Source organism: Butyrivibrio sp. AD3002 (assembly GCF_000420905.1).
Lineage (GTDB): Bacteria > Bacillota > Clostridia > Lachnospirales > Lachnospiraceae > Butyrivibrio.
This window is the reverse complement of record NZ_ATVV01000020.1, coordinates 22,667-46,326: the sequence shown is the minus strand read 5'-3', so window position 1 is coordinate 46,326 and position 23,660 is coordinate 22,667. Positions and strand designations below refer to the sequence as shown.

Below are 23,660 nucleotides of genomic sequence, written 5' to 3'. Positions count from 1 at the left end.
TTCCCCCCCCAGGGGGAAGGCATTTATTGTTGCTGTCTTTAGGCATGCAGTTCGATCAGCTGCAGGAGCGTATCTCTCATCTCGCTTCTGGGAACGATTCTGTCCACAAAACCGTGTGCCTCAAGGTATTCGCTTCGCTGGAAGCCCTTGGGCAGCTTTTTGTGGATAGTCTGCTCAATTACTCTTGGCCCCGCAAATCCGATGAGTGCGCCGGGCTCGGCCAGGGTGATATCACCGAGGGATGCAAAGCTCGCCGTAACGCCGCCGGTTGTGGGATGTGTAAGAAAGCTTATGTAAAGTCCTCCCGCTGCGTTAAACTCCTCAATTGCCGCTGCGGTCTTTGCCATCTGCATAAGGCTATAGATACCCTCCTGCATTCTGGCACCGCCGCTGGCTGAAAAGATGATTAGCGGAAGCTTTTTTTCAGTGGCATACTCAATTGCCCTTGTCACCTTCTCACCCACAGTACTGCTCATACTTCCCATAAAGAAGCGGCTGTCCAAAACTGCGCACACTACCTTATGGCCACCGATTTTCCCTGTCGCTGTAACAGCTGCTTCGGGAAGTCCGGTCTTCTGCATCTGACCCTTAAGCTTATCCTTGTACTCCGGAAAGCCCATCGGATCCTTCGCCGTCATGTCCTCGTTGAGTTCCCTGAAGGTTCCCTTGTCGAGGATGAGTGAGAGTCTGTAGTAAGCCCCTATCGGTCTGTAATTGCCACACACAGGGCATACATAGAAGTTCTCCTGCCAGTCCCTCTTAAGGGCACGTCTGTTGCAGGATTTGCAGGTTATGAAAACCGGCTCCTTATCTTTTTTCAGGAAAACCTCTCCAATATCCTTCCTGACTCTTGCAGGAAAAGATAACGTATCAAGAAAAGTCCCCATCGCAGACCTCCTATTATTTGTGTGCTTCGATTGCAGTCAGCACGTCCTGAACAGTCTTAAGATTTGCAACTTCCTCATCGGGAATCTTCACGCCAAGTCTCTCCTCGATTTCCATGTGAAGTTCCACAACGCTGAGTGAATCAGCTCCAAGATCGTCGATGAGCTTTGAGTCCTTTGTGATCTTGTCCTCATCTACTGCAAGAATTTCTGCTATAAGTTCCTTGATTTCCTCGAATGTCATTTTTGTTTTCTCCATTTTAACTAAATTCTTTTTAACTAAATTACTTTGAAATAATAGCGTGCAAGTTTCCGTTTGTCAATATGTTTTCGGTGTCATTTTTTCAAAATCCCAAAAACGTTTCTCATTGCATCAAAAAAGAACCTGTACTTCTTTATTGCATGAAGTACAGGTTCTTTTGCATTTCTCGACCTATCAAGACACCCTCCTCCGAATATAATTTTCAACTGAAATCGCCCTAAAATGAAAGTTAAAAACATTTGTTCTAGCTATAAACTTTTCATATTCCCATATCGATAATATTAGTGAACAACAAAAAACATGCACAAACGGCCGAACGCATGAAACAAATCACAAGAGTTTTACGGAGGTAAATGACTTATGTATATGTACGAATTGTTTCTTGCAAAAGATGTAAATGGAAAAAGTATTCACTTCATAGAGACAGCACACAAGGTAGACGACCTGGAGAAATGGCTTAAGAAACTCGTAAAAGACAACACAATCACAGAAGACGTAGCAGAAGCAGTTACTTTCGTTTGGTAATTAAAAAGAATATAACAAATCCGGAGCTCGGCAGTCAGAGAACAATAAGATCAGTCCACAGAGCGCAGGGAAATTTAAAATAAACAAGAACCTGTACCCCCGCGAAGTACAGGTTCTTTTATTATGTTCATTCCTTCTTGGGATAAACCTTATTCTTCAGTCTCTCCTCAAATTCCTCCACCGGCAGTGGTCTGTCGTAGAAGAATCCCTGAATAACAAAGCATCCAACCTTGTTTATAAATTCGAGCTGATCAGATCTCTCGACACCCTCGGTGACGACGTTCATTCCCAGCCCCAAAGCCATGTGGATGATATCCTTTAGAATTACCTCATCCTTCCATGAAAATTCATCGGTATTGATAAATGAACGGTCGATTTTCAGAGTGTGCACCTGGAATTCACGAAGTGTTGCAAGAGAAGAATATCCTGCTCCAAAGTCGTCAATTGCGGTCATAATTCCGCGGTCATACAGATCTTTGATGAACTTGGATAGTTCACCGTGCTCCTGTTCGTCCACAGTCTCTGTAACCTCAACCTCGATGAACTTCTTATCAATTCCGGAGTTTGTAATGATCCTGTCTATATTCTCTGCCAGATCAACGTCCAGCAGGTCTTTTCTTGAAAAATTGACCGAGATAGGTACGGGTGTGAGCCCCTCTTCTACCCATCTTTTAATATCCTCGCAGGCGCGGCGAAGCACATAGTAATCAAGCAGCACTATCTCGCCGTTCTCTTCAAGCGGTGGGATGAAAACACCGGGTGAAACCATCTCTCCGCCATGCTTCCATCTGACAAGTCCCTCTGCACCAACAAGCGTGTTGGTCCTGGAATCCACCTTCGGCTGATAGAAAACAAGAAACTCTCTGTTTTCAAGCGCACTCTGGTATTTTTCCAAAACCTCCTTATTGCTGGCAACCTTTTTGAGCATCGCATCGGTCACCTTTACGACAGGCACGTGCAGCACATGTTTTGCATGCTGAAGCGCTACGGATGGTCTGCCGATGGCATCTCCGGGATCATCGAAAGTCTCCTCGATATCCCAAAGTCCTATTGTCGATTGGATTTTCAGCTTGATATCATTTTCCAGATAAACTTCTATTCCGTTCAAAAGGCGGCAGAATTTTTCCTTCCTCTCCTTATTTATGAGCGCGACAAAATTATCTCCTCCCAGATGTCCCAATATCTCATCATCCAAAAGAAAATCCTTCACTTTTTCAGTAAACTGGACTAAAACCTTATTGCCGCACTCCATTCCGTATCTGCCATTGATGTTGCCAAAACCCTTCAGATTGAAATAGAAAGCTGTGTAATTTGTGATAGTCCCCTGATTGATGCGCTCTGCAATTTCCCTGATATATCCCCCTGCATTTGGGAGCCCCGTCAGGTAATGCATCATCTGCTCATCTCTCATACTTTTACCCCCGTTCGTCGACATGTGGCTATCCCTTTACCATTTCCATCTCGTAGGTAATAACGTACTTGCTTTCCGGATCCTTAGCCTTCCAATTTTTAATAATTCGCTTTATAACCATGTCAGTGTTCACATCCTCTGACTCCAGTAAAAGCAATCTCACATGGTTCTTCCCGTTCTGCGATACTACATCGCTCCCTCTTAAGGAATCTTTCACCACCTCAAAAAAGGCATCACCGATTTCCTGTGGAATCTTTGTCTCTCCCTCTTTTTCGGGGCTTATGGTAAACACTATGAAATGATTGCCAACCTGATAATTCTCCTGTACTCTGCATAAAAATCGATAAATGAGCTTGAACTGATCACCGTCAAGTGAATAAGCGCCTTTTCCTTTGTTACGCTCCCCGAGAATCATCATTTCCTGAGCAATATCCGAAGTGACTGATACCTGCTCTTCCTCTTTTTTACCGGAATCCACAAACATGCTGTGTCCGTGCTTTCCATTCTGCTTAACTGCGTAAAGAGCTTTATCAGCCTTTTTATATAAGGTGAGAAAATCAGTGCCCTCCTCGGGAGCAAGAACCGCTCCAACCGAAGCTCCAAGCGGAATATTCATATTCTCCCCCATAAACTCCTTAGCGGATTTGAGGAGTTCTTCATTGATAAATCTGGTCTTTTCGGCGATGATTTTTTCATCCAGGATATTCTGACAGAAAGCTATAAACTCATCACCGCCCATTCTGCCCGCGATATCGTTGGTTCTGATCGCTGCTCTTATTATCTCCGCAAATCTGATGAGGATCTTGTCTCCCATGCTGTGGCCGTAGAGGTCATTTACAAGCTTGAAGCTGTCCAGGTCGATCATCATAAGAACGCCGCGTGTGGTTCTGCACATGGCGCCAATCTCGGTCTGCGAAGATGCTTTATTAAGGAGTCCTGTCATGGGATCTGTCTCGGCTGCTGCCTTAAGTCCCTGAATCTGCTCCACATGGTTCAAGATGTTTTCTACACGCTTAAGCAGTACATCTGCCCTAAACGGTTTTCTGATAAAGTCAACCGCACCCTGCTCAAAGCCTTTTCCTTCCGTCTCCTCGTCGGCATCAGCAGTCATAAACATAACCGGAATATGTTCGGCATACTGGTCCTGAAGTGTATTCTGAAGCTCAAAGCCGCTCATTCCGGGCATATGAAGATCCGTGAGGATCATGTCAGGTCTCTCACGTTTGTATGCCTCAATGGCCTCACTTCCTGATGTCACACAAATTGTGTCATATTGAGAAGCGAGTATATGCTGCGTCATTCGCAGTGTAATTCTTTCATCATCTACGATCAGGATTTTTTTCATAAAAACCTCGCGTATAAATCATACCTAATATCATTATACGCGACTAATTGCTAAAAATGCGGCGATATACGAATTTTTTATGATTGTTTATCGTTTATTAATATAAGATTAGCGACGGAAGCAAGATATATCTGATATATCTTAGTTCACGTCGCTATTTTTTATCTATTGAATCCCCATCTATATGGCGTGGTATTATTTGAATTATTACCACTAGTCGACTGAGCCTGTTTCGGTTTCTTGATATTTATAAAATGCGAAAGCTGAGAGGTCTTCTTCTTACTTCCAAGCTTAACATGGGTTGTATCGGATAATACCGTATATCCCTCGATAAATCCCTCATTCCAGTCTGTCATCTTTTCATAATCGCCGACGTGTGTTCCGCATATTCCAACACAAGTTTTTGTATAGTTGGATGGAAACTTTATAACAATTGTCTTGACGTAAGAAACATAATACTGATAAACAGTTCCGTCCGACCAGGACATTTTCTGTGGCTTCAAACCTTTCCATTCAGTCTCAGTAACATTTACTGCATGATAATTTGTTCCTTCTTCAGACGTTTCTGCAGTATTTAAATTCTCTCCGGTACTTTTGTCCACAACCACAACATCAAGATAGTCTATAAAATCATGTCCTGAATTTATCAGCTTTTTAGCCATCTTCTTCGAAGGCTTTTTGGGATTCTGCACCTGTATTGTCATTATCACTGTCATAGTCGAATCCGTAGACTGAGAAGATGAGCTTGAAGTCCCGGAAGATGAGGGATATTCACTCATTCGAAACTTGGTAATCTTTGCATAAAACTTGGAAAGTCCTTTTTTCCCCGGTACTTGCGAATACACCGTTATCCAGGAGCCCTTTGTGAAATTAAAGCTACATCCGCTCTTCTTCAGATCATTAAAAGCAGCATTTGAGTTTAATGCAGAACAGTTGAACAATACTATAACCAAAAGAATTATTATGAAATTACGAAGTCGTCTTTTCATTCCCCCTCCATTCCTGGCAGTATTTACCTCACTTACATTTCTTTTTATAATTGAACTCTTTATATCGTTTCTTGGTTGCTGTGACTATTACTACATCACCGGGTTTTAAATTTCTTGTTAACGTGTATGTTTGAGTTTCTTTTTTCTGAGTAAGTGAAATCTTAGTCTTTTTCTTCTTTTTGTATCTTATTTTGATCTTTTTATTTTTTGATCCCTTTTTTACGATAATACTGATTTTTGCGCCTTTTAGTGTATTAACGGTAATATATCTGCTTCCTGTACTTGCTGAAACGCTTGTCCATAGTCCCAGCTGTGAATCGTCATTATTTATATCAACACTTATTTTGTATTGTGTACCGCCTTTTCCGGATAAAAAGAAATATCGCCGGATTTGGTAGCCTGACATCGTATATTCAGCTGTTCCGTTGTCTCTTAATACCCTCAGGCTATTGCTGTCGATTGTATAATCATTGTCATCAGCTATCCTGGTATCCATCTTTTTAGTAGCTACAATAGTTACCTTATAACTCATATTATTGGGAACTTCAAAATAAAAACTGTCTATGTCATCGTCGCGTTCAAGCATTCCGACTGTTTGTGTCGCCCCTGCCGTTAACGGTGTTGCCATATCAAAATCACCATAAAAATCATCTGCATAGCTATTTAGGTTCAACGTATATGTCCCGGTACCGCTTATTCGAATATAGTAATTCTTTTCCTCCAGAAGCTTAGGCATGTATGTATCTTTACTGCCAACTCCCTGGAATTCCATCCTACACACAATCTCTGCAAGATGGTTTCCTGTATGTGTATAACTTGACTTAACCACATTTAACTGCTCATCCAGAATATCCATCTGCATTACACCTGCTGTCTGAGAGCCTGTCAGCCTTGCTATCACCCATACATTTCCGGTAGGCGCCTGAAAGCTATACCAGTATTCTGTTCCAAGTGTTGCACTTCCTGTTTCGTTTGACCCATTGACCGAAATATTCGTTGCATTCTGTGGATTGATGTTACTGCTTGAAGCAGCCTTAACGAAGAGATTAAAACGACATAAAAAGAATGCCATCAGTAATACTAACAGCACCAAAATATAACAGAAATACCTTTTTATAGATATTCTCGTCATTAAGTATCCCCCGTAATCAAGTGTTATGTTTACAACTCCATAAAATTATAAATTACGATAATCCGTACATAAAATGCACATAACTTCACTTATCAATTATATCGTCATAAAAATATAAAAAATAAGAGTGCACCACCTTAGTGCACTCTTTTTTAGGGAAATTTAACATTTCAAGACTGATTTATTATTCTTTCCATCTCGTATGCTTTTTTCAATAATTAAGCAAAATGTACTCTTTGAACCTCAGTTCCAAAGGGAGCAAGTGAAAGTGCTGCCAGCTTAAAGAACTGTTTTCCAAAAGGTATTCCTATGATTGTGATGCAAAGGAGTACTCCGATAATGAAATTTGCCAATGCAAGCTCCATGCCGCCAAAGAAGAACCACCATACGTTCAGAAGGAATGAAACCGGCCCGCCCTCACTTTTTATTTCCTGCCCAAAAGGATTAAGTGTAAGTCCTGCTATCTTGAAGCACTGTACTCCGATCGGGATTCCAATCAATGTAATGCAATAAAGACACCCAACTACAAACCAAAGTATTGCACTAAAAAGTCCACCACATAACATCCATAATATATTTCCAAAAATTCTCATAACCATTTCTTCCTTTCTGTGAAACACACCTTTGTTTTATCTGAGATGATATTATCAGGTCTTCTATCACAGAATTATCACATTATGAAAAATGGGCTGATTTTATAATTCAATCACATAGTAAAAGCCGGCATGAATCTACTTCACGCCGGCTCTTCTCACTATAAAAATGATTTAGTTGCTCAATACCTTTTTTGCTTCTTCAAAAGCTTCTTTTTCAGTCATTTCAGGGTTTGTTTTTTGGAAAAAATCAGCCCCGCAGCATACGCTGCGGGGCGATATGATCTATATCAAGCACATGAACAAACTTTGTCACGAGACCATTTTCTGTATGATTGATAAAAGTAAATGATGTACCTGATATAAAGCTTGACTAATTATTGTTTGCTGGTTCTAAGTGTAATAGTAATTTCCTCATTAACGAATTCCTTAGTAAGCTTATCCTGGCAAACAAGTATTACTGTTGTGTAAGCCATATTACCATTAGCAGTTTCCTTTTCTGTTGTTGTATACTGTCCCGTTTCACCATAGGTTCTAACTGTAGTTCTGTCTTCTTTGTAAGGAACGGTATTAAGAGAAATCTTGCTATTATTCTTAACTTTCACAAAGCTACAATTCTTATACTCTTCATCCTTCTCTCTAATGCCATCTATTGTATCCTCATAATCGCCATCTCCGTTAAGGTCAATGCCATATGAATACTGTCTGGTAGCATATGTAGTTGTAGACTTGTTAACATAAGTAGAAGTACTGTCATCACTTGTCTGAGTCTTTGTTGTATATGCGTTAGGCTTAATTACATATGCTGCGATAAATTTATAATTCTTGCCCATTGTAACTTTAAGCTTGCCGGATTTCTTAGTTACATAAAAATTACCGCTCTTAGCTGCACTCTGGCATGCATAGTAATTATTATTATTGGCGCCCTTGTTATAATTCATCTTCAAGTTCTTGCCGGCATAAGTAATCTGTGTGATACGTCTTTCATCTTCAGAAACAGAAACCTTCACTTTAGTTGTTGTTGTAGCACCTGCTGCATCTTTTACGGTTATGGCTACAACAGACTCACCTTTCTTCTTTCCCCATACTCTGTATTCATATGAGTTCTGCATACGTTTCACAGCTTCCCACTCAGCGGTTGTAGAATCATCCGTAAGTGTAAGTTCTTCCTTGTCACCATTTACTTTTCTATAGTAGTACTTCTTTGTCTCACTATCTCTATAGATCTCCGCTTCCTCAGACCTAAATTCCGACTGCTTTACATTAATATTTCCTTTTCCTTTTGTAACCTTTATCTTTGTTACTTCAGCACCGGGATCAAGTGTAAACCTAATATCATTATAGTCATTAATTCCCACTACAAGGCCTTTTCTAATGCCGTTATCGTAATGCATAGCCTTGTATAAGTCGCCTGATGTCTGCCCGGTAGCATAATCAAATGTATAAGATTCATTAGTTACCTTATTGGTATAAGTAGATGACTTTGTTTTAGTATCGATGATCTCACCTTCAGCATTTCTGGTATACTCAGCACTTGCATTATAATCATAATACGTAGCGTTAACCTTTACAGGTACCGCAAAAGTAATAGTCAATGCAGCTGCAAGCGCTATTGTGCCAAATTGTTTAAAACCCTTCATAAGGAACCCTCCTTCAATAAAATGTACGGTTTTTCGCAACCGTTTACTGTGACTATTACCATTTTACCGCCCCTAAAAGCGACTGTCAATCGAGTATTCATGCACTTTTACGGATTTTATTGTAGTTTATAAAAAGTTTATAATATTTCGTTTTTATTTTTCACATCAAAAACTGATTCATAAAGATAAAATGGCAAAAGCTCCCGCCCATCACAAATAGATGGAAAACCTCGTGTGAACCAAAATAAGGATGCTCTTCATTGAATTTGGAGAGCTTCAGGGCGTAGAGGACGCCTCCTACCGGCTGATAGAAAGCGAGTTTCCTCACACTTCCAGAACCTGCGCTACAATCTCTTTTCTCCTGTCACGAAGGAGCAGGAGCTTATTATACTTGTAATATTCCTCCGAGCCCTCATTCTGGATGAAGTTCAGACTATAGTGACCTGAATCCAGCCTTGTAAGGAACAGAACCATCTCCTGCTCCTCGCCGTAAATCTGCTGAAGGAATGAGAAACAGTTCGAAAGGTGCTTTCCGGTATTCTCGGCACTCTCCCTACGGGTGAGCTCTCTCTCGGAAAACCATGCCTTGATAATATCCTTATTATCCTCAGTCTCAGAGCTGGCAAGCTTTCTCTCAAGATTCTCAAGCGCCTGGATCTCCTTCTTAAGCGTGATCTCGGATGACTTATCCATCAGATGTTCACCGGCCTTCTGCTCGTATTCTGCACGCATTTCCTTTATACGAAGCTGAAGCCTTTTATATATCGAAGGTTCTTCCGCGAAAGCAGTACCCTTAACAATGTCAGTAATCTCCTTCTGGAGCTTTTTCTGCACTCCAAACTCACCGTCATATGCCTTGAATTCCTGATTAAGTCTGTCTATAAGAAGATTTATTATGCTGAGTTTTTCATCAAAAGGAGCCTTGCGCAGCTTATCTCTCTCAGCGGGAACACTCCCCTCGAGGATCTCATCGACGTTGTAAACATCCTCGTACTTATGATAAAGCGCATAATACATGGCAAAATCCCTGGCAACCTCAGGCTCCTGAAGGTACTGCGAAGTCACCTTCTCATCGACCTCAATGCCAAGCTTTTCATAGGCTCTGATCAGCTGTGACAAATCTTCCCATCCTCTGGCTGTCACGAAGCGCTTGCCCTGGATATCATTTTTAATTCTGTAAAAATTGTCCTTGTGAATATCGAGGTAAGCCAGGATTGATCCGTGAATTCCGTTGATATCTGCGTAGCTCTTGAAAGCCTCGAGATCCTCCTCGATGTCGATTCTCTTCACACGGTCAAGGGTAACTATATCAAAATCCCTGACAGCCTTGTTGTACTGCGGCGGATTACCTGCTGTAACAATAATGAAGCCATCCGGTACCTTGTGCGCACCAAAGGTCTTATACTGCAAAAACTGCAGCATGGTGGGAACCAATGTCTCGGATACACAGTTTATCTCGTCAAGGAAAAGGATTCCTTCCTTAACGCCGGTCTGATTTATTTTGTCATAGACGGAGGCGATGATCTCACTCATTGTGTACTCGGTGACGGAGGTCTCTTTTCCCCCATATTCCTTCTTCGATATAAAAGGAAGTCCGATCGCACTCTGCCTGGTGTGATGAGTTATGGTATAGGAAACGAGGTTGACCGAGAGTTCCTCCGCAACCTGCTCCATGATGGCTGTCTTACCGATTCCCGGAGGTCCGATAAGAAGAATCGGGCGCTGCTTCTGCACGGGGATGAGGTAGTTCCCCATCTCGTCCTTTTCGCGGTATGCCTTTATGGTGTTGATGATTTCCTGCTTCGCCTGTTGTATGTTCATATTCGTCCTTTCTCCCCTCATCCGGCAGCTATGCTGCCACCTTCCCCCCAAGGGGAAGGCCTTTAGATGTATAATTGAATCGCCCAGTTTGGCATTTTGTCGGCGCCGGTCTCCTTGTCCGACGGAAAAACGAAGGCGGTATCGTAGTCCGTGGGTTTCTCGGGATAGTCCCCAAAGCCATCAGTGAAGTACATGAGACCTCGAAGATGCTTCAACTCTCCTTTTTTCCTAAGGTCGTCCACATAGGAAAATACCGGTCTGAAGTCTGTTCCATATCCGCCTGAAATCTCAAATCTGTCGGCGTAGTGCTCCATCTCCTCGGGATGATTGATAGTCAGGTCATTTTGGACTCTGTTGTCGCACTCAATGATGTGGACGTGTATCTCCCGGAAAAAATTCTCGCTGCTACGCAAAATCCCGGCAGTTTCATTAAGAAATGTCTGTACGAGTTCTTCGGAACATGAGGCTGACGTGTCGATTGCTATTACCAATTCGTCGACCTTGTGTGTCTCGCTGTACTCATTCTCTTCTATAAGAGGCATATTGCCGTAGATCTCCATGCCGTAATTATACAGTCCGTAATCGAAGGAATCCGGATCTATGCGAATTTCCTCCCTTACAACCGCTATCTGGTTAAGAAAATCGGTGTAGTAGGTCTTATCCTGGGTGTCCGCTTTCAGATAGAATTTAAGGCTCCCCGTCTCGGTGCTCTTCTCATCGCCGAGACTTGCAATATCGCTCTTTATGCGATTCGCAGTATTCTTCCAGGCATCCTCGACTTCCTTTTTATTGGCCCTTCTGAGCCTCATCTGCATCTGCATGTCGATGTCGGGCTTATCTTCCTTACGGGGCTCTTCTTCCTTATTATCAAGCCTGTCCCAGAAGCTGTGGTCGTCCAGCTTGAACTCACGGACAAGGCGGTTCCAGGTGTCTTCCGTAATCAGATTCTCGTTATCAGAACCTGAGTCCCTACTGTTCCATTCAACATTTTTCTCCAGAAAACTGTATATCTTCTCCGCTGTCAGAACCTTAAGTTCCTCAGTTAGCTTCCCATACCACCGCTCCCTGAGATCGGAGCTGACTCTGTAAATGCACTGATAATCCATGGAATCAAGGATGCTCTCCACGGCAATGTCGCAGGCAAGATCCCACAACTCAGCATCCGGGTACTCCGAAGCCCTGTACATATGCCTGAACATGCAATGCATCAGCATATGAAGGTAGGTCCTGTTTAGTTTATTCGGATCCTCGACATAGGTTTTAAAAACATAATTAGGATTATACAGCACGCTGACCGCGTCAGTCCCTACCGATGTGGTGGACATATCACGCCGGATTTCGAGCATAGAAAGAGCCGGAGCCATGAATCGCATGGATAAAAGAAGCTCCGTTTTGACGCTGGTCCATATTTTGTTGGCAAGGTTATCTGTTTGGTTCAAAATGTACCCCTCATCCGGCACTTCGTGCCACCTGTCTCCGCTCCGCTCCGGTCCGCGCAAAGCCGACGTCCCCCGGACGTCGTGCGCCCCCCAAGGGGAAGGCTTTTATTATTCTGTATTCCCCAAGGGGAAGGCGTGTTAGAAATCCAATTCAAGAATGTTGTCATCTTTTCTATTTGTGACACCTTCGTCACCACTTTTCTCCACATCATTGTCAGTTTCTGCGTAGTCCATAAGCATACTAACTATTGCGGTGATACCTCTGTCAGCAGCTATATGTGCTAATTTACAGGCATCGGCCTTCGTTATAAGCTTTCGTTCAAGATAGAAGGCGGTGTGTTCCTGAGTATCACGAAGATAATCATCAAAAGTTCCTATATTAGCTACGGTATTTGTCCCTGCCTTACCTTTTGAGACAGTTCCTGCATTATCGACCGCTATGGTCAAACTCTTCAAAGCATGCTCCAGGAGCCACTTCTCATAGGCAATACGGGCATCTTCAGATAGTTCATAGGGTGCAAGGATTCTCGCCATCGCGATCATCTCTGCCGTGCCCTTATCATCCGCCGAAACTTTTGAAAAGAGGTTATCGTACTCTCTAAAGCCTATCTGGTCACTTTTTACGCACTCTCTGTAAGCATAACCGGTTCCCTCAATGGCAAACTGAATAGTTCTCGCCATCGTATTTTCCACAAAATCATAGTTGAACCCGGGGAACACCAGTAACGCATCCCCATCCGGCATATGAACCCTGAAGGTCAATCGTCTGTCATTGTCCTCAAGGATTCTTCGTATAATGTAGTTGTTCCCATTTTCCAGGAAAACCTCGATTTCTTCAAGGCTCTCACACTGTCTCGTACCACCGTCAAGGTACTCCGTGACCGAATCGGTCAACGATATTTTCTTGAGATTCCCGCAGTTATGAAAAGCAAATCCAAGAATAGTGTGTACAGAATTCGGAATTGCAACCTCTACAAGGTCATCTCTTGAGGAAAAGGCATGATTACCGATAATCCTCACCGGAACAAGATTACTGTCGGACTCCGGTATAACCAGCTGTCTGCACGAGTCTTCACAACCCTTTATTATGAGATACTTTCCATTTTTTTCATCAGTGGTTTCTTCAAATTTATAATTCATTTTTCATAAATCCTATTCTACCGGTCCGCAAATCGAATCCACATACTCTGCGATATCTGCGAAATCAATCTGCATTTTTCCGTCATATAACCCTATCGGAATCTTATCTCCAAACCCATAGATAGTTATATCATCATTATCCTCATCGTCAAAGCTATACACAAGCACATTCCTCTTCTTTGGATCCACAAGCCAGAACTCCTTAACACCGGCATACTTATATTTTTTAGCCTTGATAAACCTGTCTTTCCTCGCTGTTGATGGCGATATGATCTCAACAACAAAATCAGGATTTCCATATATTCTCTTCTCAGTAATCTTAGATGGGTCACAAACAATAAATACGTCAGGTTGAAGTATGGTTTTATTATCCCTGTCCAACTGAACATCAGTAGGTGCTATAAATGGTATGCAGCCACCCTTGTTTTTTCTTATAAAATTATGAATCTGTACATGTATCTCCCCACCAATAAGCTGATGTCTCGTCGACGGTACATCCATATAAAAGAAATAACCGTCTATCAGCTCAACTCGCACATCATTCGGAAGAGCCTCGTAATCCTCGATTGTATACTCTCCCTGCTTCTTCCCATTAAAATGTTCAAGATCAACACGTTTCCCGCTTCCATAAATAATTGCAGGCTCTTCCCTCAGATTTTCAGAGCGTTCCCCCTCCGCGCTATAATTATAGTCCTTATTATCACCATAGGATTTATTCTTATAGCTTTCCTTCGCAGCACTATCCGGCTCCAATACCTTCTGTAACATCACGATAGTATCATGCCTCGGTGACTTCGTCTCTCCGTTAAAAATCTTCTGTATTGTACCCAGCGGCACCCCGGATAACTCCGAAAGCTTTTTATAGGAGTATCCAAATTCACGTCTTCTCTCCTTCATTTCATCTATTGTCATGAGTACACCTCCGGAGCATAATAAAAGCATAAATAAATAGCCGTTTACGGGCGTTTTTGTTTATTATCATTTACTATCATATCATAATTATATCCGAGTTTAAACCGTTTTCGGTATTATTAAGGATGCTTTATCATGGGAATATTTTTCATCAATATAGTTGTAATATTTTATTGTATTGATACGTTTATTTCCCATAAATAAACATTATTATAATTGTATTAAATAAACCTCCATTCTATTGAAGTGCATACCACACGCGCTTATACTCAAAATCATAGGAATACTGCATTCTTATGCACTTTTTCTTATGAATAGGAGGGTTTTCATGAAAGTATTTGAGAGATTTAGAAGAAGATTTGCAATAACCATGGCAGGTGTTTTATCAGCCACCACATTAGCCGCACCCATTGCACCAGCTATTGTTGCGCATGCAGAGCTCCCTGCCAAGGCAGGCGCAACCCAGTTGAAGACTTTCAAGGATGTAAGGGATAATCTTCAAAAGGATGCCATAGAAGTAATTAGTGAGGAAGAGTACTGCAAGTCAGATACCATAACAGGAAGAAAAGAAGGTGACACAGCACCTGACAAAAATGATTGTACCTGTTTCAAATTCCATGCAGGGGTTGATGGAAAAATCACCTTCAGCATTTTTGGCGACGGGAAAGTTTATGTTGATTTCTGGAAGGCAGATGCCGAAAAGCCTGAGCTCGAAAAAGAACTTACACTCGTAAAGGATGTAGAAAATAAAACTGATTTTGGTAATATCAAATTGACAGCTGGTGACTATTACATCTCATTCCTCAACATGGATACAAAAGATATTAAAGTTGATATTGCCTGCGTATTTGAATCTAAGGCTGCAACCTCCAAACTCGTCAAGGTCGAGTCTCCTTCCAAGAAGGCTCTCAAAGTAACATTCAAGAAAGTTAAGGATGCTGATGGCTATGAGGTTATTTGTGCCACAGATAAGTATTTCGAAAAAAATCGTGTACAAAAAGCATTTGCAAATAAGAAGGTAAAGTTCGATAAGAAGAACGGTACAGTAACCATCAAGAAGCTTAAGAAGGGAAAGAAATACTATGTTGGCGTAAGAACTTATGTTGTAAAAGACGGCAAGAAGTATTTCTCCGGATGGTCAGAATACACCCGCAAACCCATTAAGGTTAAGTAAACCAAAAATGCAGCTTTAATCGCTCATAAGATGAAATAAATAAACGCCCTCCGTAACCTGCTATTCTTCCAAGAGAATCATGCAGATTACAGAGGGCTTATTTTTTATCCTTTATGAAAGCACCATAGCATCATTGACCTCATCATTTCCGGCCTCTTCGAATTTCTGAAGAAGATCGGCAACCTTGAGGTTCTTCTTCTCCTCACCCGATACATCATAGATGATCTTACCTTCACTCATCATGATAAGACGATTTCCATGAGCGATGGCATCCTTCATGTTATGTGTAACCATGAGGGCTGTAAGACCGTGCTCCTTGATGATGTTTTCGGAGATCTCAAGCACCTTCTTTGCGGTCTTGGGATCAAGGGCTGCTGTGTGCTCGTCGAGAAGGAGCAGATCGGGCTTTTTAAGTGAAGCCATAAGAAGAGTCACTGCCTGTCTCTGACCACCGGATAAAAGTCCGACCTTACTGGTAAGACGATCCTCGAGTCCGAGATCAAGTGACTTCAAAAGCTCTTTGTACCTTGCTCTCTCGTTATTATTGATTCCGCTCTTAAGACCTCTGCTCTGTCCACGTCTTGCAGCAAGTGCAAGATTCTCTTCAATCTGCATTGTAGCAGCGGTTCCCATCATGGGATCCTGGAAAACGCGTCCGATGTACTGCGCTCTCTTATATTCAGGAAGCTTTGTGATATCATGTCCGTTCAGGACTATGCTTCCCTCATCGATCGGCCACACGCCTGCAACAGCGTTAAGGATGGTCGATTTTCCCGCACCGTTACCACCGATAACAGTTACGAAGTCTCCGTCGTTCAATGTGAGATCAACGCCGTTAAGAGCGACTCTCTCGTTGATTGTTCCTTTATTGAATATCTTTACAAGATTCTTGATTTCTAACATAGTTTCTTTTCCTCTGCTTATGCTCTTTTTACTTTATCTCTGTTTCACCTTGATTCCAAGATATCCCTGAATAGCCGGGATTCCAAGGAATACCGCAACGAGTACTGCACTTAAGAGCTTAAGGTATGTTGAAGGAAGTCCGAGCTGAAGAACAACTGCGATTACGATGTAGTAAATGATCGCGCCTACAACAGATACTCCCATTCTCACTGCGAAATTATGTCTTGATCCGAAAATAACCTCACCGATGATAACCGCAGCAAGTCCGATAACGATAGCACCACGACCTGCGTTGACATCGGCATTTCCCTGATACTGTGCATAAAGTCCGCCGGCAAAAGCTGTAAGACCGTTACTTACAACAAGTCCGATTCTGATGCAGCGACCGGTATTGATACCCTGTGCTCTTGCCATGTTCTGGTTACATCCGGTAGCACGAATAGCTGATCCGATCTCACTTCCGAAGAACATGTACAGAAGGAAAATGATTATAGCAACTATGATCACACTCATGATGATCGAATAATTGATAAATCTGAGGCTGACAATAAGAGCATACTGATCTACGCTTATCGCTTGGTTCGATTTTCCCATAATGGCTAGGTTCACCGAATATAAACCGAGCTGTGTAAGGATTCCGGAAAGTATCGGCGGAATTTTCAACATTGTATGCAGAAGTCCGGTAACATAGCCGGCACACATTCCTGCAAGAAATGAACAAATGAGAGCTACATATACGCTCTGTCCTGAGAGCATAAGCATTACGCAGGTAGCTCCTCCGGTACAGAAGGATCCGTCAACAGTCATGTCGGCGTAGTCAAGTACCTTGAATGTGAGAAAAACGCTGATTGCCAGAATTCCCCAGATAAGTCCCTGGGCAACAGAACCCGGCAGTGCATGTAATAGCGAGATCATAAATATTACTCCTTTGTAAAATAATATACAACGCATAGAAATAGAATTTCGCTTGCGAAATTCTTGCGCGCGAGCAGATTGCGTGAGCAATAACTACCTTTCTGCGAGCTGCGCATCCCGCGGAGCGCTTATCTTGTTTTGAAAAAACAAGATAAGAAGGTGCTCGCGTGATATGAGCACCTTCGCCTGTTTTTTAATTAAAATGTATTCCGATAGATTACTCTGACATATCGATTGCTGTAAGGCCGTCAAGAAGAGCATCGTCAAACTCGATAGCTTCAGCAGTCTCAGGATTGTACTCGTTTGTGATACCTTCAGATACATACTCGATAGGCATCTCTGCAGGGTTCTTGCCGTTTACAAGAATCTCGAAAGCCTGCTTACCTGCTGTAACGCCAAGGTCATAGTAGCTGATGGAAAGTGTTGCAAGACCGCCGTTTTTGCACATGTTCTCCTCACCGCAGATGATGGGAAGTTTTGCAGGCCATGCTGCATTCTTAACGATAGACATGTTATCGGCGATTGTGTTGTCTGTAGGGATGTACAGGCAGTCGCTGTTAGCGATAGCATTTGTAACAACTGACTGAATCTCATTAGAATCAGCAACTGTGTACTCCTTGTAACCGATACCTGCTGCATCAAGAGCTGCAGCAGCAAGGTCAACCTGGAACTTGGAGTTAGCCTCTGATGAGCAGTAAAGAATACCAACCTGCTTAGCATCGGGAACGAGCTTCTGAAGAAGTGCGATCTGCTCGTCTACGGGAGCAAGGTCGGAAGCACCTGTAACGTTTGTGCCGGGTGCATTGTTATCATTGATTACGCCTGCTGACTTGTAGTCTGTGATTGATGTTCCGACTACCGGGATATCACCTGTAGCAGCTGCAACTGCCTGAAGTGCAGGTGTTGCGTTTGCCATGATAAGATCATCTTTGTCATTTACGAATTTTGTAGCGATGGTAGCACAGTTAGCCTGCTCGCCCTGAGCGTTCTGATAATCGAACTCTACTGAATAGCCTGCCTCACCAAGTGCCTCCTCAAGGCCTTCCTCGAAGCCCTTTGTAGCAGCATCAAGTGCGGGATGCTCAACCAGCTGGATAACACCTACGTGGAAAGTCTTACCGCCTTCGGGATCCTCTGCATCCTCAGAAGCTGCCTCTTCGGTCACCTCCTCTGCAGCATCCTCAGCCTCTGCTGTATCATCAGCAGCTTCTGCTTCAGTTGTATCTGCCTCTGCAGTCTCCTCTGTCTTTGCAGGCTCAGAAGTAGTGTTGCCGCCTGCTGTACGAGCGCAGCCTGTCATACTGAAAATCATAGCTGTGCTAAGAACCATAGCAAGAATCTTCTTTTTCATACGTTTCCTCCTCGTTTTTTCGGACTTGTTTTACTGATGCGCTCAATAATTCCAAGCATTCTTCAGTAGTCCGGTGATTTTTTAATCCTTTAACATTTTGACACTTTAAACTGTCAAAGTAAACAAATATTATATTATCTCAAACTACCCCTTAGGTCAAGGAAAAAGGATATATTTTATCATCCAATATCAATTTGCCTTAAGTATTGCCGTGGATCTGTTCTTTAAACATATTCTTCCCGAACCGTCATAGCCATAACCTCCTGATTCGAGTACAAGCTCCCATTTATACCCTTCAGGCAAAATAGGCAGTTCAAAATCGTGATCCTCCCAGTGCGCATTTACAGCTACATAAATGAATGTATTATTTTTAAGGCCATACTTTTGGCCATCCTCAGCATACATGTACGCAAAGGCCAGCCCCGGTGAATTCGTATCAATATCCCAAGCCCTGCATCCATGAAATGACAGTTCCGGATATCCCGTACCGTTATATTCACCGTCCGCAGAACCCGTATACATAACAGGATGCCTTTTTCTGAAGGCTATTAGCGTTTTTACATAGTCATACAGGTGCTTATTCTTATCAAGAAGCGACCAGTCCAGCCAGGAAATCTCATCATCATGACAATACGCGTTGTTGTTGCCAAACTGTGTATTCCCAAATTCGTCCCCGGAAAGCAGCATAGGCATTCCGCGGCTTGTAAGAAGTATGGTCATCAGATTTTTCATCTGTCTGAACCGCAAATCTAAGATGTCAGGATTATCCGTGTCGCCCTCGAAGCCACAGTTCCAGCTGTCGTTGTCATTGCATCCATCTTGGTTACCCTCGCCGTTAGCCTCGTTGTGCTTGTCGTTGTAGGATACAAGATCATAGAGTGTAAAACCGTCATGACAGCATACAAAATTAACCGAGGATTCGAAACCTCCCTCCCCGTAGAGATCCTTGGAACCGCTTATTCTCCTTATTATTTCGGGAGCCTGTTCCTCACCGCCCTTGATGAATTTGCGGATGCAGTCTCTGTATTTTCCGTTCCACTCAGCCCAGCGCTCTCCCCAATGATGGAAATTGCCAACCTGATAGAGCCCGCCCGCATCCCAGGCTTCAGCAATCAGCAGTGATTTTCCAAGTACCACATCATTGGCTATGTTGTTCAAAAGCGGTGGGTTCATCATCGGAGCCCCATCCTTATCTCTTGACAAAATCGATGCAAGATCGAATCTGAAGCCGTCAACATGATAAGCCGTCACCCAATATCTGAGGCAGTCCAGAACCATGTGCCTCACAATGGGATTATTGCAGTTCATGGTATTGCCACAGCCGCTGAAATTGTAGTAATATCCCTCGGGTGTAAGGAGATAATAGGTCCTGTTATCGATTCCGCGATATGAAATGTAAGGCCCGTTCTCATTTCCTTCAGCAGTATGATTGAAAACCACATCCAGTACTACTTCTATTCCATTCTTGTGGAATTCCTTGATCATGTGTTTGAATTCGTAACCTTCCATTCCAAGAGGAGCAGAAGCTGCATACCCGGCCTTCGGCGCAAAGAAGCCCACCGTGGAATACCCCCAGTAGTTATAAAGTCTTTTTCCACCGACCTCCCTCGAATTTTCAAACTCATCGAATTCAAAAACAGGCATGAGTTCAACACAGTTTATGCCAAGCTCCTTAAGGTACGGGATTTTTTCCATAACTCCGGCATAAGTCCCTCTGTGCCTGACATTGCTGTTCTTATTTTGTGTAAAAGAGCGAACGTGCATCTCATAGATAACCAGCTTCTCTACCGGAATTTCAAGGGGTTTGTCCCCGCCCCATGTAAAGTCCTCATCCACAATCTGCCCTCTATGAACAAACTGCTCATCTTCACGATGTTTCTTCCCCCATACGGTCCTGCCGGAAATCGATTTTGCATAAGGATCCAGCAGCACTCTGTTCTTGTCATATAAAAGCCCTTTTTCAGGCTCATAGGGGCCATCAAAAATATATCCGTATTCGGTGGTCTCGGAATTTATACCATAAACGAGCATAGTGTACACATTTCCGATTCTGTACTCTTCAGGAAACGGTATTTTTATCCACGGCTTTTTCTGGCCGTGGTGAAACAAAACCAAGGTACAACCTGTGGCCTCCTTCGAGTAAACGCTGAAATTTACACTATCGTCTTCCCGGAGCGTTGCCCCAAAAGGGAACACTTTCCCGGCTCTATACCTTAATGGTCCGATTTTATTGGTAGGAATATCATCAATCAGCAGCATTCGTGTACCTCCGGACTTAGAAAAATACCTATATATAAAAATTATAAAATACACCTATACACTACAGATGTTACTTTTTTTCATACTTTATAAAAGTTGTATAAACAAAAACTCCCACGAATTACATTACAAATTCGTGGGAGTCCTTATCATTATAATATGCTCTTTTAAATATTACTTCCGCTTGTAGGTTCTGAAGGTGTAGGTCGTATCGAAATACGCCTGTTCCTCGCTCTCCTCGACAAGTTCCCATTCCTCCGATTCATCAAGATTCGGGAAGAAACGGTCAGCCTCAAAGGTCCTGTCAATCTTGGTAACAATGCAGGTATCTGTCATCGGAAGAAGTTCTTCGTATACCTTCGCTCCGCCGATGCAATACACGATGTCCGTGTCATACTCTGCAAGTGCATCCTTCAGTTCATCAAGATCATGAACTACTGTAGCATTTTTTACTTCGTAATTGGGATTGGTTGAAAGAATAATATTCTTTCTTCCTTCAAGCGGCTGCTGCCCCGGGAAGGTCTCAAGTGTCTTTCTTCCGTAAACCAGTACCTTGCCCATGGTTTCTGCTCTGAAGTTCTTCATGTCGTTTGGAATTCTGATAAGGAGCTGGCCCTTGTTGCCGATTCCCCAATGCTCGTCGGCAGATAGAATCATTTTCATGTATTTTTCCTCTTAAATCGCTATCGGTATATTCGTGATCTGCTCGCCCGCCACCTCGTAGTTCTCAAGCGAGACATCATTTCTTGTGAACTCATAAAAATCGTGAACATCGGGGTTCAGCTTGAAAGTCGGAGCAGGCTTCGGCTCTCTTTTTATTAGTTCCTTGATAATATCTACATGTCTGTCATAGATGTGAGCATCAGCGATCACGTGCACAAGCTCACCTACCTTCATATCGCAGACCTGCGCAAGCATATGAACCAGAACCGAGTACTGAACAACATTCCAGTTATTTGCTGCCAGCACATCCTGAGAGCGCTGATTCAGAATCGCATTCAGGGTGAGCTTATCGTCGCCCTTTTTCTGAGTGACATTGAAGGTCATGCTGTAGGCACAGGGATATAGGTTCATCTCTGACAGATCCTGGTGCACATAGATATTGGTCATAATTCTTCTGGAAAAAGGATTGTTCTTAAGGTCATAGATAACCCTGTCAACCTGATCAAACATTCCCTCTTTATACTTGTGCTTAACGCTCATCTGATAGCCGTAGGCCTTACCGATTGAGCCGTTTTCATCAGCCCACTCATCCCAGATGTGGCTGTGCAGATCGTTTACATTGTTGGACTTCTGCTGCCAGATCCAGAGCATCTCATCCGTTGCACTCTTGAGCGCGGTCTTGCGAAGAGTCATTATCGGGAACTCCTCTGCAAGATTGTAGCGGTTAACCACGCCAAACTTCTTTATCGTATATGCAGGCGTTCCATCCTCCCAGTGAGGGCGAACCTTCTCGCCCTCGGTACTGGTACCATTCTCAAGGATGTCCTTGCACATATTTATGAAAATCTCATCAGCTTTACTCATTGAATCCTCCGAACAAAACAGTTCTTAGATAATCTTGTACTTAACGCCGCCGACGATCTTCTTTTTAAGAAGCTTCTTGTATTTCTTTCTAAGCTTTGAATCGGGGCTGAGTACTGTAGTCTTCTTGCTTATGTTGGTAAATGCATTTTTGCCGACTGAACTGAGATTTCTTGTTCTGAAGGTAATCTTCTTAAGGCTTGTACAGCTGTCAAATGCCTTTGTTCCGATCTTGGTCACATTATCGCCGATCTCTGCAGTTTTAATCTTCTTATTACCGGCAAATGCCTTTTCATCTATTTCGGTGATTTTATATGTAGTACCATCAATATTTACAGTCGCGCCAATCTTCACATTCTTGATGTTGTTATTTGCCTTTGTGAAACCAAGAAGCTTAACTGTTCCTGATCCGTCACCGGCAACTCTTGTAATTTCATACTTATAATCTGAGACTGCTGATGCTGTCTTCTTCTTAACTACTTCCGTAACAAATACGGTGTTGGAATAAACACAATTAGTTGTAGTAACTGTATGCTCAAGAGCAGAACGATACTTCTGAATGCAGCCAAGTCTTATACGAACGCCCTTTGCCGGATATCCGAGACTTAAAAGATCGGGATCTGTTGTGGAAAGTGAATATGATGTAGCACCGCCGTTTCCGATTTCCTTGATCTTGGTTACATTATCTGCATAAAGTTCAAGACAGAAACCGTCAAAAGAACTAAGTGTGCTGTAGTTATTTGCCTTCTGAACGTTACTCCAGCTAAAGTTCAGCTTGTTGCCTTCATGCTTCATGGTAAATCCCTCAGCAGGAAGGAAAGAAACAAATTTAACACAAAGTCTGTTGGTAATCGGATAGCTTGCACTTGCGTTGCCATCATTTGCGCTGAGGCAAATATAATACCATTCATTCTTAGCAAGTCCGTTGAGCGGGAACATGATATCAAGTGCTCTTCCGCCGGCATCATTTCTGTATGCCGCACCTGCTCCGCCAACTGTCTGCTGAGAAATAACGCTTCCATATCTGTCAAGGATCTTAGCCGTGAACTGACCGCTGGCTGTGCTGTTCTCAACAACGGACTCAAGGCTCACCAGACTAACTCCGTCCTGAGCTCCTGTGTTGAACTTGTAGTAATATCCCTTATCCTCAATGATGGCTTCTTCAAAATAAGCCTCACCATTTGTCAGAGGAGTAGCATTTTCCTGATTGTCGTATCCCCTGATGGGAGTTCCCGTCCAGGCCTTTGCCGTAAGCGGAACTGCCGTAATAAACAGAGCGCATGCAAGCGCTGCAATTATCCCTTTTTTCATACCTTTCACCTCACATAAAAATCTTGCAATCTCATGGATTGCATATATTTCATAGAAGAAATCTATGAATTTACAATAAAACTCCTCATATATTCTACCACAAATACTAGAATTAGACTATTAATCTTTG

At 42.8% G+C, this 23,660-nt stretch carries 21 protein-coding genes and 1 pseudogene; 2 read left to right on the top strand and 20 right to left on the bottom strand.

Annotation, left to right across the window (positions count from 1 at the left end; genetic code table 11):
* Positions 1–38: 38 nt before the first annotated feature.
* Entirely contained in the window at positions 39–887 is an 849-nt protein-coding gene (gene accD / locus G596_RS0113920; protein ID WP_022762447.1) for an acetyl-CoA carboxylase, carboxyltransferase subunit beta, read from the bottom strand.
* A gap of 13 nt (positions 888–900) precedes the next feature.
* Positions 901–1,128 carry an acyl carrier protein gene (gene acpP / locus G596_RS0113915; RefSeq protein WP_026499145.1) on the bottom strand — a complete coding sequence of 76 codons (228 nt, stop codon included), beginning with the start codon at positions 1,126–1,128 and terminating at the stop codon, positions 901–903.
* 378 nt (positions 1,129–1,506) lie between these two features.
* On the opposite strand from acpP, the gene G596_RS24945 reads away from it, so the two are divergent.
* Complete coding sequence (locus tag G596_RS24945) at positions 1,507–1,671, top strand: hypothetical protein (RefSeq protein WP_022762445.1); 165 nt, start codon at positions 1,507–1,509, stop codon at positions 1,669–1,671.
* Between the two features lie 127 nt (positions 1,672–1,798).
* Here the strand turns inward: G596_RS24945 and G596_RS23945 are convergent, their stop codons facing one another.
* The 11 genes and pseudogenes from G596_RS23945 to G596_RS0113855 form a co-directional block, all read right to left on the bottom strand.
* Entirely contained in the window at positions 1,799–3,082 is a 1,284-nt protein-coding gene (locus G596_RS23945; RefSeq protein WP_022762444.1) for a putative bifunctional diguanylate cyclase/phosphodiesterase, read from the bottom strand.
* Between the two features lie 28 nt (positions 3,083–3,110).
* Positions 3,111–4,427 (bottom strand): GGDEF domain-containing response regulator, encoded by a 1,317-nt coding sequence (locus tag G596_RS0113900; RefSeq protein WP_022762443.1) that lies wholly within the window; start codon positions 4,425–4,427, stop codon positions 3,111–3,113.
* A 161-nt stretch (positions 4,428–4,588) separates the two neighbouring features.
* Entirely contained in the window at positions 4,589–5,416 is an 828-nt protein-coding gene (locus G596_RS0113895; RefSeq protein WP_022762442.1) for a hypothetical protein, read from the bottom strand.
* 28 nt (positions 5,417–5,444) lie between these two features.
* The gene (locus G596_RS0113890) at positions 5,445–6,548 is read right to left on the bottom strand and encodes a hypothetical protein (RefSeq protein ID WP_022762441.1); all 1,104 of its coding nucleotides are present in this window, start codon (positions 6,546–6,548) and stop codon (positions 5,445–5,447) included.
* Between the two features lie 218 nt (positions 6,549–6,766).
* A complete protein-coding gene (locus G596_RS0113885; RefSeq protein WP_022762440.1) occupies positions 6,767–7,141 on the bottom strand; it encodes a YccF domain-containing protein in 375 nt (124 codons plus the stop codon).
* Between the two features lie 377 nt (positions 7,142–7,518).
* On the bottom strand, positions 7,519–8,781 hold the full coding sequence (locus G596_RS0113880; protein ID WP_022762439.1) for a hypothetical protein: 1,263 nt from the start codon (positions 8,779–8,781) through the stop codon (positions 7,519–7,521).
* Positions 8,782–8,941: 160 nt separating this feature from the next.
* Positions 8,942–9,082 (bottom strand): annotated as a pseudogene (locus G596_RS24485) (hemolysin III family protein); the annotation flags it as partial.
* A 23-nt stretch (positions 9,083–9,105) separates the two neighbouring features.
* Positions 9,106–10,602 carry an ATP-binding protein gene (locus tag G596_RS0113870; RefSeq protein WP_022762437.1) on the bottom strand — a complete coding sequence of 499 codons (1,497 nt, stop codon included), beginning with the start codon at positions 10,600–10,602 and terminating at the stop codon, positions 9,106–9,108.
* A gap of 62 nt (positions 10,603–10,664) precedes the next feature.
* Positions 10,665–12,041: a vWA domain-containing protein gene (locus G596_RS0113865; protein ID WP_155829294.1), complete on the bottom strand. Its 1,377-nt coding sequence runs from the start codon at positions 12,039–12,041 to the stop codon at positions 10,665–10,667.
* A gap of 138 nt (positions 12,042–12,179) precedes the next feature.
* Complete coding sequence (locus G596_RS22265; protein WP_022762435.1) at positions 12,180–13,181, bottom strand: leucine-rich repeat protein; 1,002 nt, start codon at positions 13,179–13,181, stop codon at positions 12,180–12,182.
* A gap of 12 nt (positions 13,182–13,193) precedes the next feature.
* Positions 13,194–14,093 carry a Uma2 family endonuclease gene (locus G596_RS0113855; RefSeq protein WP_022762434.1) on the bottom strand — a complete coding sequence of 300 codons (900 nt, stop codon included), beginning with the start codon at positions 14,091–14,093 and terminating at the stop codon, positions 13,194–13,196.
* A gap of 328 nt (positions 14,094–14,421) precedes the next feature.
* Between G596_RS0113855 and G596_RS0113850 the strand changes: the two genes are divergently transcribed.
* Positions 14,422–15,267: a hypothetical protein gene (locus tag G596_RS0113850; RefSeq protein ID WP_022762433.1), complete on the top strand. Its 846-nt coding sequence runs from the start codon at positions 14,422–14,424 to the stop codon at positions 15,265–15,267.
* A gap of 111 nt (positions 15,268–15,378) precedes the next feature.
* Here G596_RS0113850 and G596_RS0113845 read toward each other — a convergent pair whose 3' ends face one another.
* The 7 genes from G596_RS0113845 to G596_RS0113815 all read right to left on the bottom strand — a co-directional run bounded on the left by G596_RS0113845 (position 15,379) and on the right by G596_RS0113815 (position 23,530).
* Complete coding sequence (locus G596_RS0113845) at positions 15,379–16,170, bottom strand: ABC transporter ATP-binding protein (RefSeq protein WP_022762432.1); 792 nt, start codon at positions 16,168–16,170, stop codon at positions 15,379–15,381.
* A 33-nt stretch (positions 16,171–16,203) separates the two neighbouring features.
* Positions 16,204–17,085, bottom strand: coding sequence for an ABC transporter permease (locus G596_RS0113840; protein ID WP_022762431.1), 882 nt, complete (start codon positions 17,083–17,085; stop codon positions 16,204–16,206).
* A 217-nt stretch (positions 17,086–17,302) separates the two neighbouring features.
* Positions 17,303–18,436, bottom strand: coding sequence for an ABC transporter substrate-binding protein (locus tag G596_RS0113835; protein WP_022762430.1), 1,134 nt, complete (start codon positions 18,434–18,436; stop codon positions 17,303–17,305).
* 189 nt (positions 18,437–18,625) lie between these two features.
* On the bottom strand, positions 18,626–20,695 hold the full coding sequence (gene glgX / locus G596_RS22260) for a glycogen debranching protein GlgX (RefSeq protein WP_022762429.1): 2,070 nt from the start codon (positions 20,693–20,695) through the stop codon (positions 18,626–18,628).
* Between the two features lie 174 nt (positions 20,696–20,869).
* Complete coding sequence (locus tag G596_RS0113825) at positions 20,870–21,358, bottom strand: dihydrofolate reductase (RefSeq protein WP_022762428.1); 489 nt, start codon at positions 21,356–21,358, stop codon at positions 20,870–20,872.
* Positions 21,359–21,370: 12 nt separating this feature from the next.
* The gene (thyA, locus tag G596_RS0113820) at positions 21,371–22,222 is read right to left on the bottom strand and encodes a thymidylate synthase (RefSeq protein ID WP_022762427.1); all 852 of its coding nucleotides are present in this window, start codon (positions 22,220–22,222) and stop codon (positions 21,371–21,373) included.
* Between the two features lie 24 nt (positions 22,223–22,246).
* On the bottom strand, positions 22,247–23,530 hold the full coding sequence (locus G596_RS0113815; protein WP_022762426.1) for a leucine-rich repeat protein: 1,284 nt from the start codon (positions 23,528–23,530) through the stop codon (positions 22,247–22,249).
* Positions 23,531–23,660 lie beyond the last annotated feature (130 nt).

Excerpts from the sequence above, each read along its gene's own strand:
- accD (WP_022762447.1), bottom strand. The coding sequence starts at position 887 with ATGGGGACTTTTCTTGATACGTTATCTTTTCCTGCAAGAGTCAGGAAG.
- acpP (WP_026499145.1), bottom strand. The coding sequence starts at position 1,128 with ATGACATTCGAGGAAATCAAGGAACTTATAGCAGAAATTCTTGCAGTA.
- G596_RS24945 (WP_022762445.1), top strand. The coding sequence starts at position 1,507 with ATGTATATGTACGAATTGTTTCTTGCAAAAGATGTAAATGGAAAAAGT.
- G596_RS23945 (WP_022762444.1), bottom strand. The coding sequence starts at position 3,082 with ATGAGAGATGAGCAGATGATGCATTACCTGACGGGGCTCCCAAATGCA.
- G596_RS0113900 (WP_022762443.1), bottom strand. The coding sequence starts at position 4,427 with ATGAAAAAAATCCTGATCGTAGATGATGAAAGAATTACACTGCGAATG.
- G596_RS0113895 (WP_022762442.1), bottom strand. The coding sequence starts at position 5,416 with ATGAAAAGACGACTTCGTAATTTCATAATAATTCTTTTGGTTATAGTA.
- G596_RS0113890 (WP_022762441.1), bottom strand. The coding sequence starts at position 6,548 with ATGACGAGAATATCTATAAAAAGGTATTTCTGTTATATTTTGGTGCTG.
- G596_RS0113885 (WP_022762440.1), bottom strand. The coding sequence starts at position 7,141 with ATGAGAATTTTTGGAAATATATTATGGATGTTATGTGGTGGACTTTTT.
- G596_RS0113880 (WP_022762439.1), bottom strand. The coding sequence starts at position 8,781 with ATGAAGGGTTTTAAACAATTTGGCACAATAGCGCTTGCAGCTGCATTG.
- G596_RS0113870 (WP_022762437.1), bottom strand. The coding sequence starts at position 10,602 with ATGAACATACAACAGGCGAAGCAGGAAATCATCAACACCATAAAGGCA.
- G596_RS22265 (WP_022762435.1), bottom strand. The coding sequence starts at position 13,181 with ATGAATTATAAATTTGAAGAAACCACTGATGAAAAAAATGGAAAGTAT.
- G596_RS0113855 (WP_022762434.1), bottom strand. The coding sequence starts at position 14,093 with ATGACAATAGATGAAATGAAGGAGAGAAGACGTGAATTTGGATACTCC.
- G596_RS0113850 (WP_022762433.1), top strand. The coding sequence starts at position 14,422 with ATGAAAGTATTTGAGAGATTTAGAAGAAGATTTGCAATAACCATGGCA.
- G596_RS0113845 (WP_022762432.1), bottom strand. The coding sequence starts at position 16,170 with ATGTTAGAAATCAAGAATCTTGTAAAGATATTCAATAAAGGAACAATC.
- G596_RS0113840 (WP_022762431.1), bottom strand. The coding sequence starts at position 17,085 with ATGATCTCGCTATTACATGCACTGCCGGGTTCTGTTGCCCAGGGACTT.
- G596_RS0113835 (WP_022762430.1), bottom strand. The coding sequence starts at position 18,436 with ATGAAAAAGAAGATTCTTGCTATGGTTCTTAGCACAGCTATGATTTTC.
- glgX (WP_022762429.1), bottom strand. The coding sequence starts at position 20,695 with ATGCTGCTGATTGATGATATTCCTACCAATAAAATCGGACCATTAAGG.
- G596_RS0113825 (WP_022762428.1), bottom strand. The coding sequence starts at position 21,358 with ATGAAAATGATTCTATCTGCCGACGAGCATTGGGGAATCGGCAACAAG.
- thyA (WP_022762427.1), bottom strand. The coding sequence starts at position 22,222 with ATGAGTAAAGCTGATGAGATTTTCATAAATATGTGCAAGGACATCCTT.
- G596_RS0113815 (WP_022762426.1), bottom strand. The coding sequence starts at position 23,530 with ATGAAAAAAGGGATAATTGCAGCGCTTGCATGCGCTCTGTTTATTACG.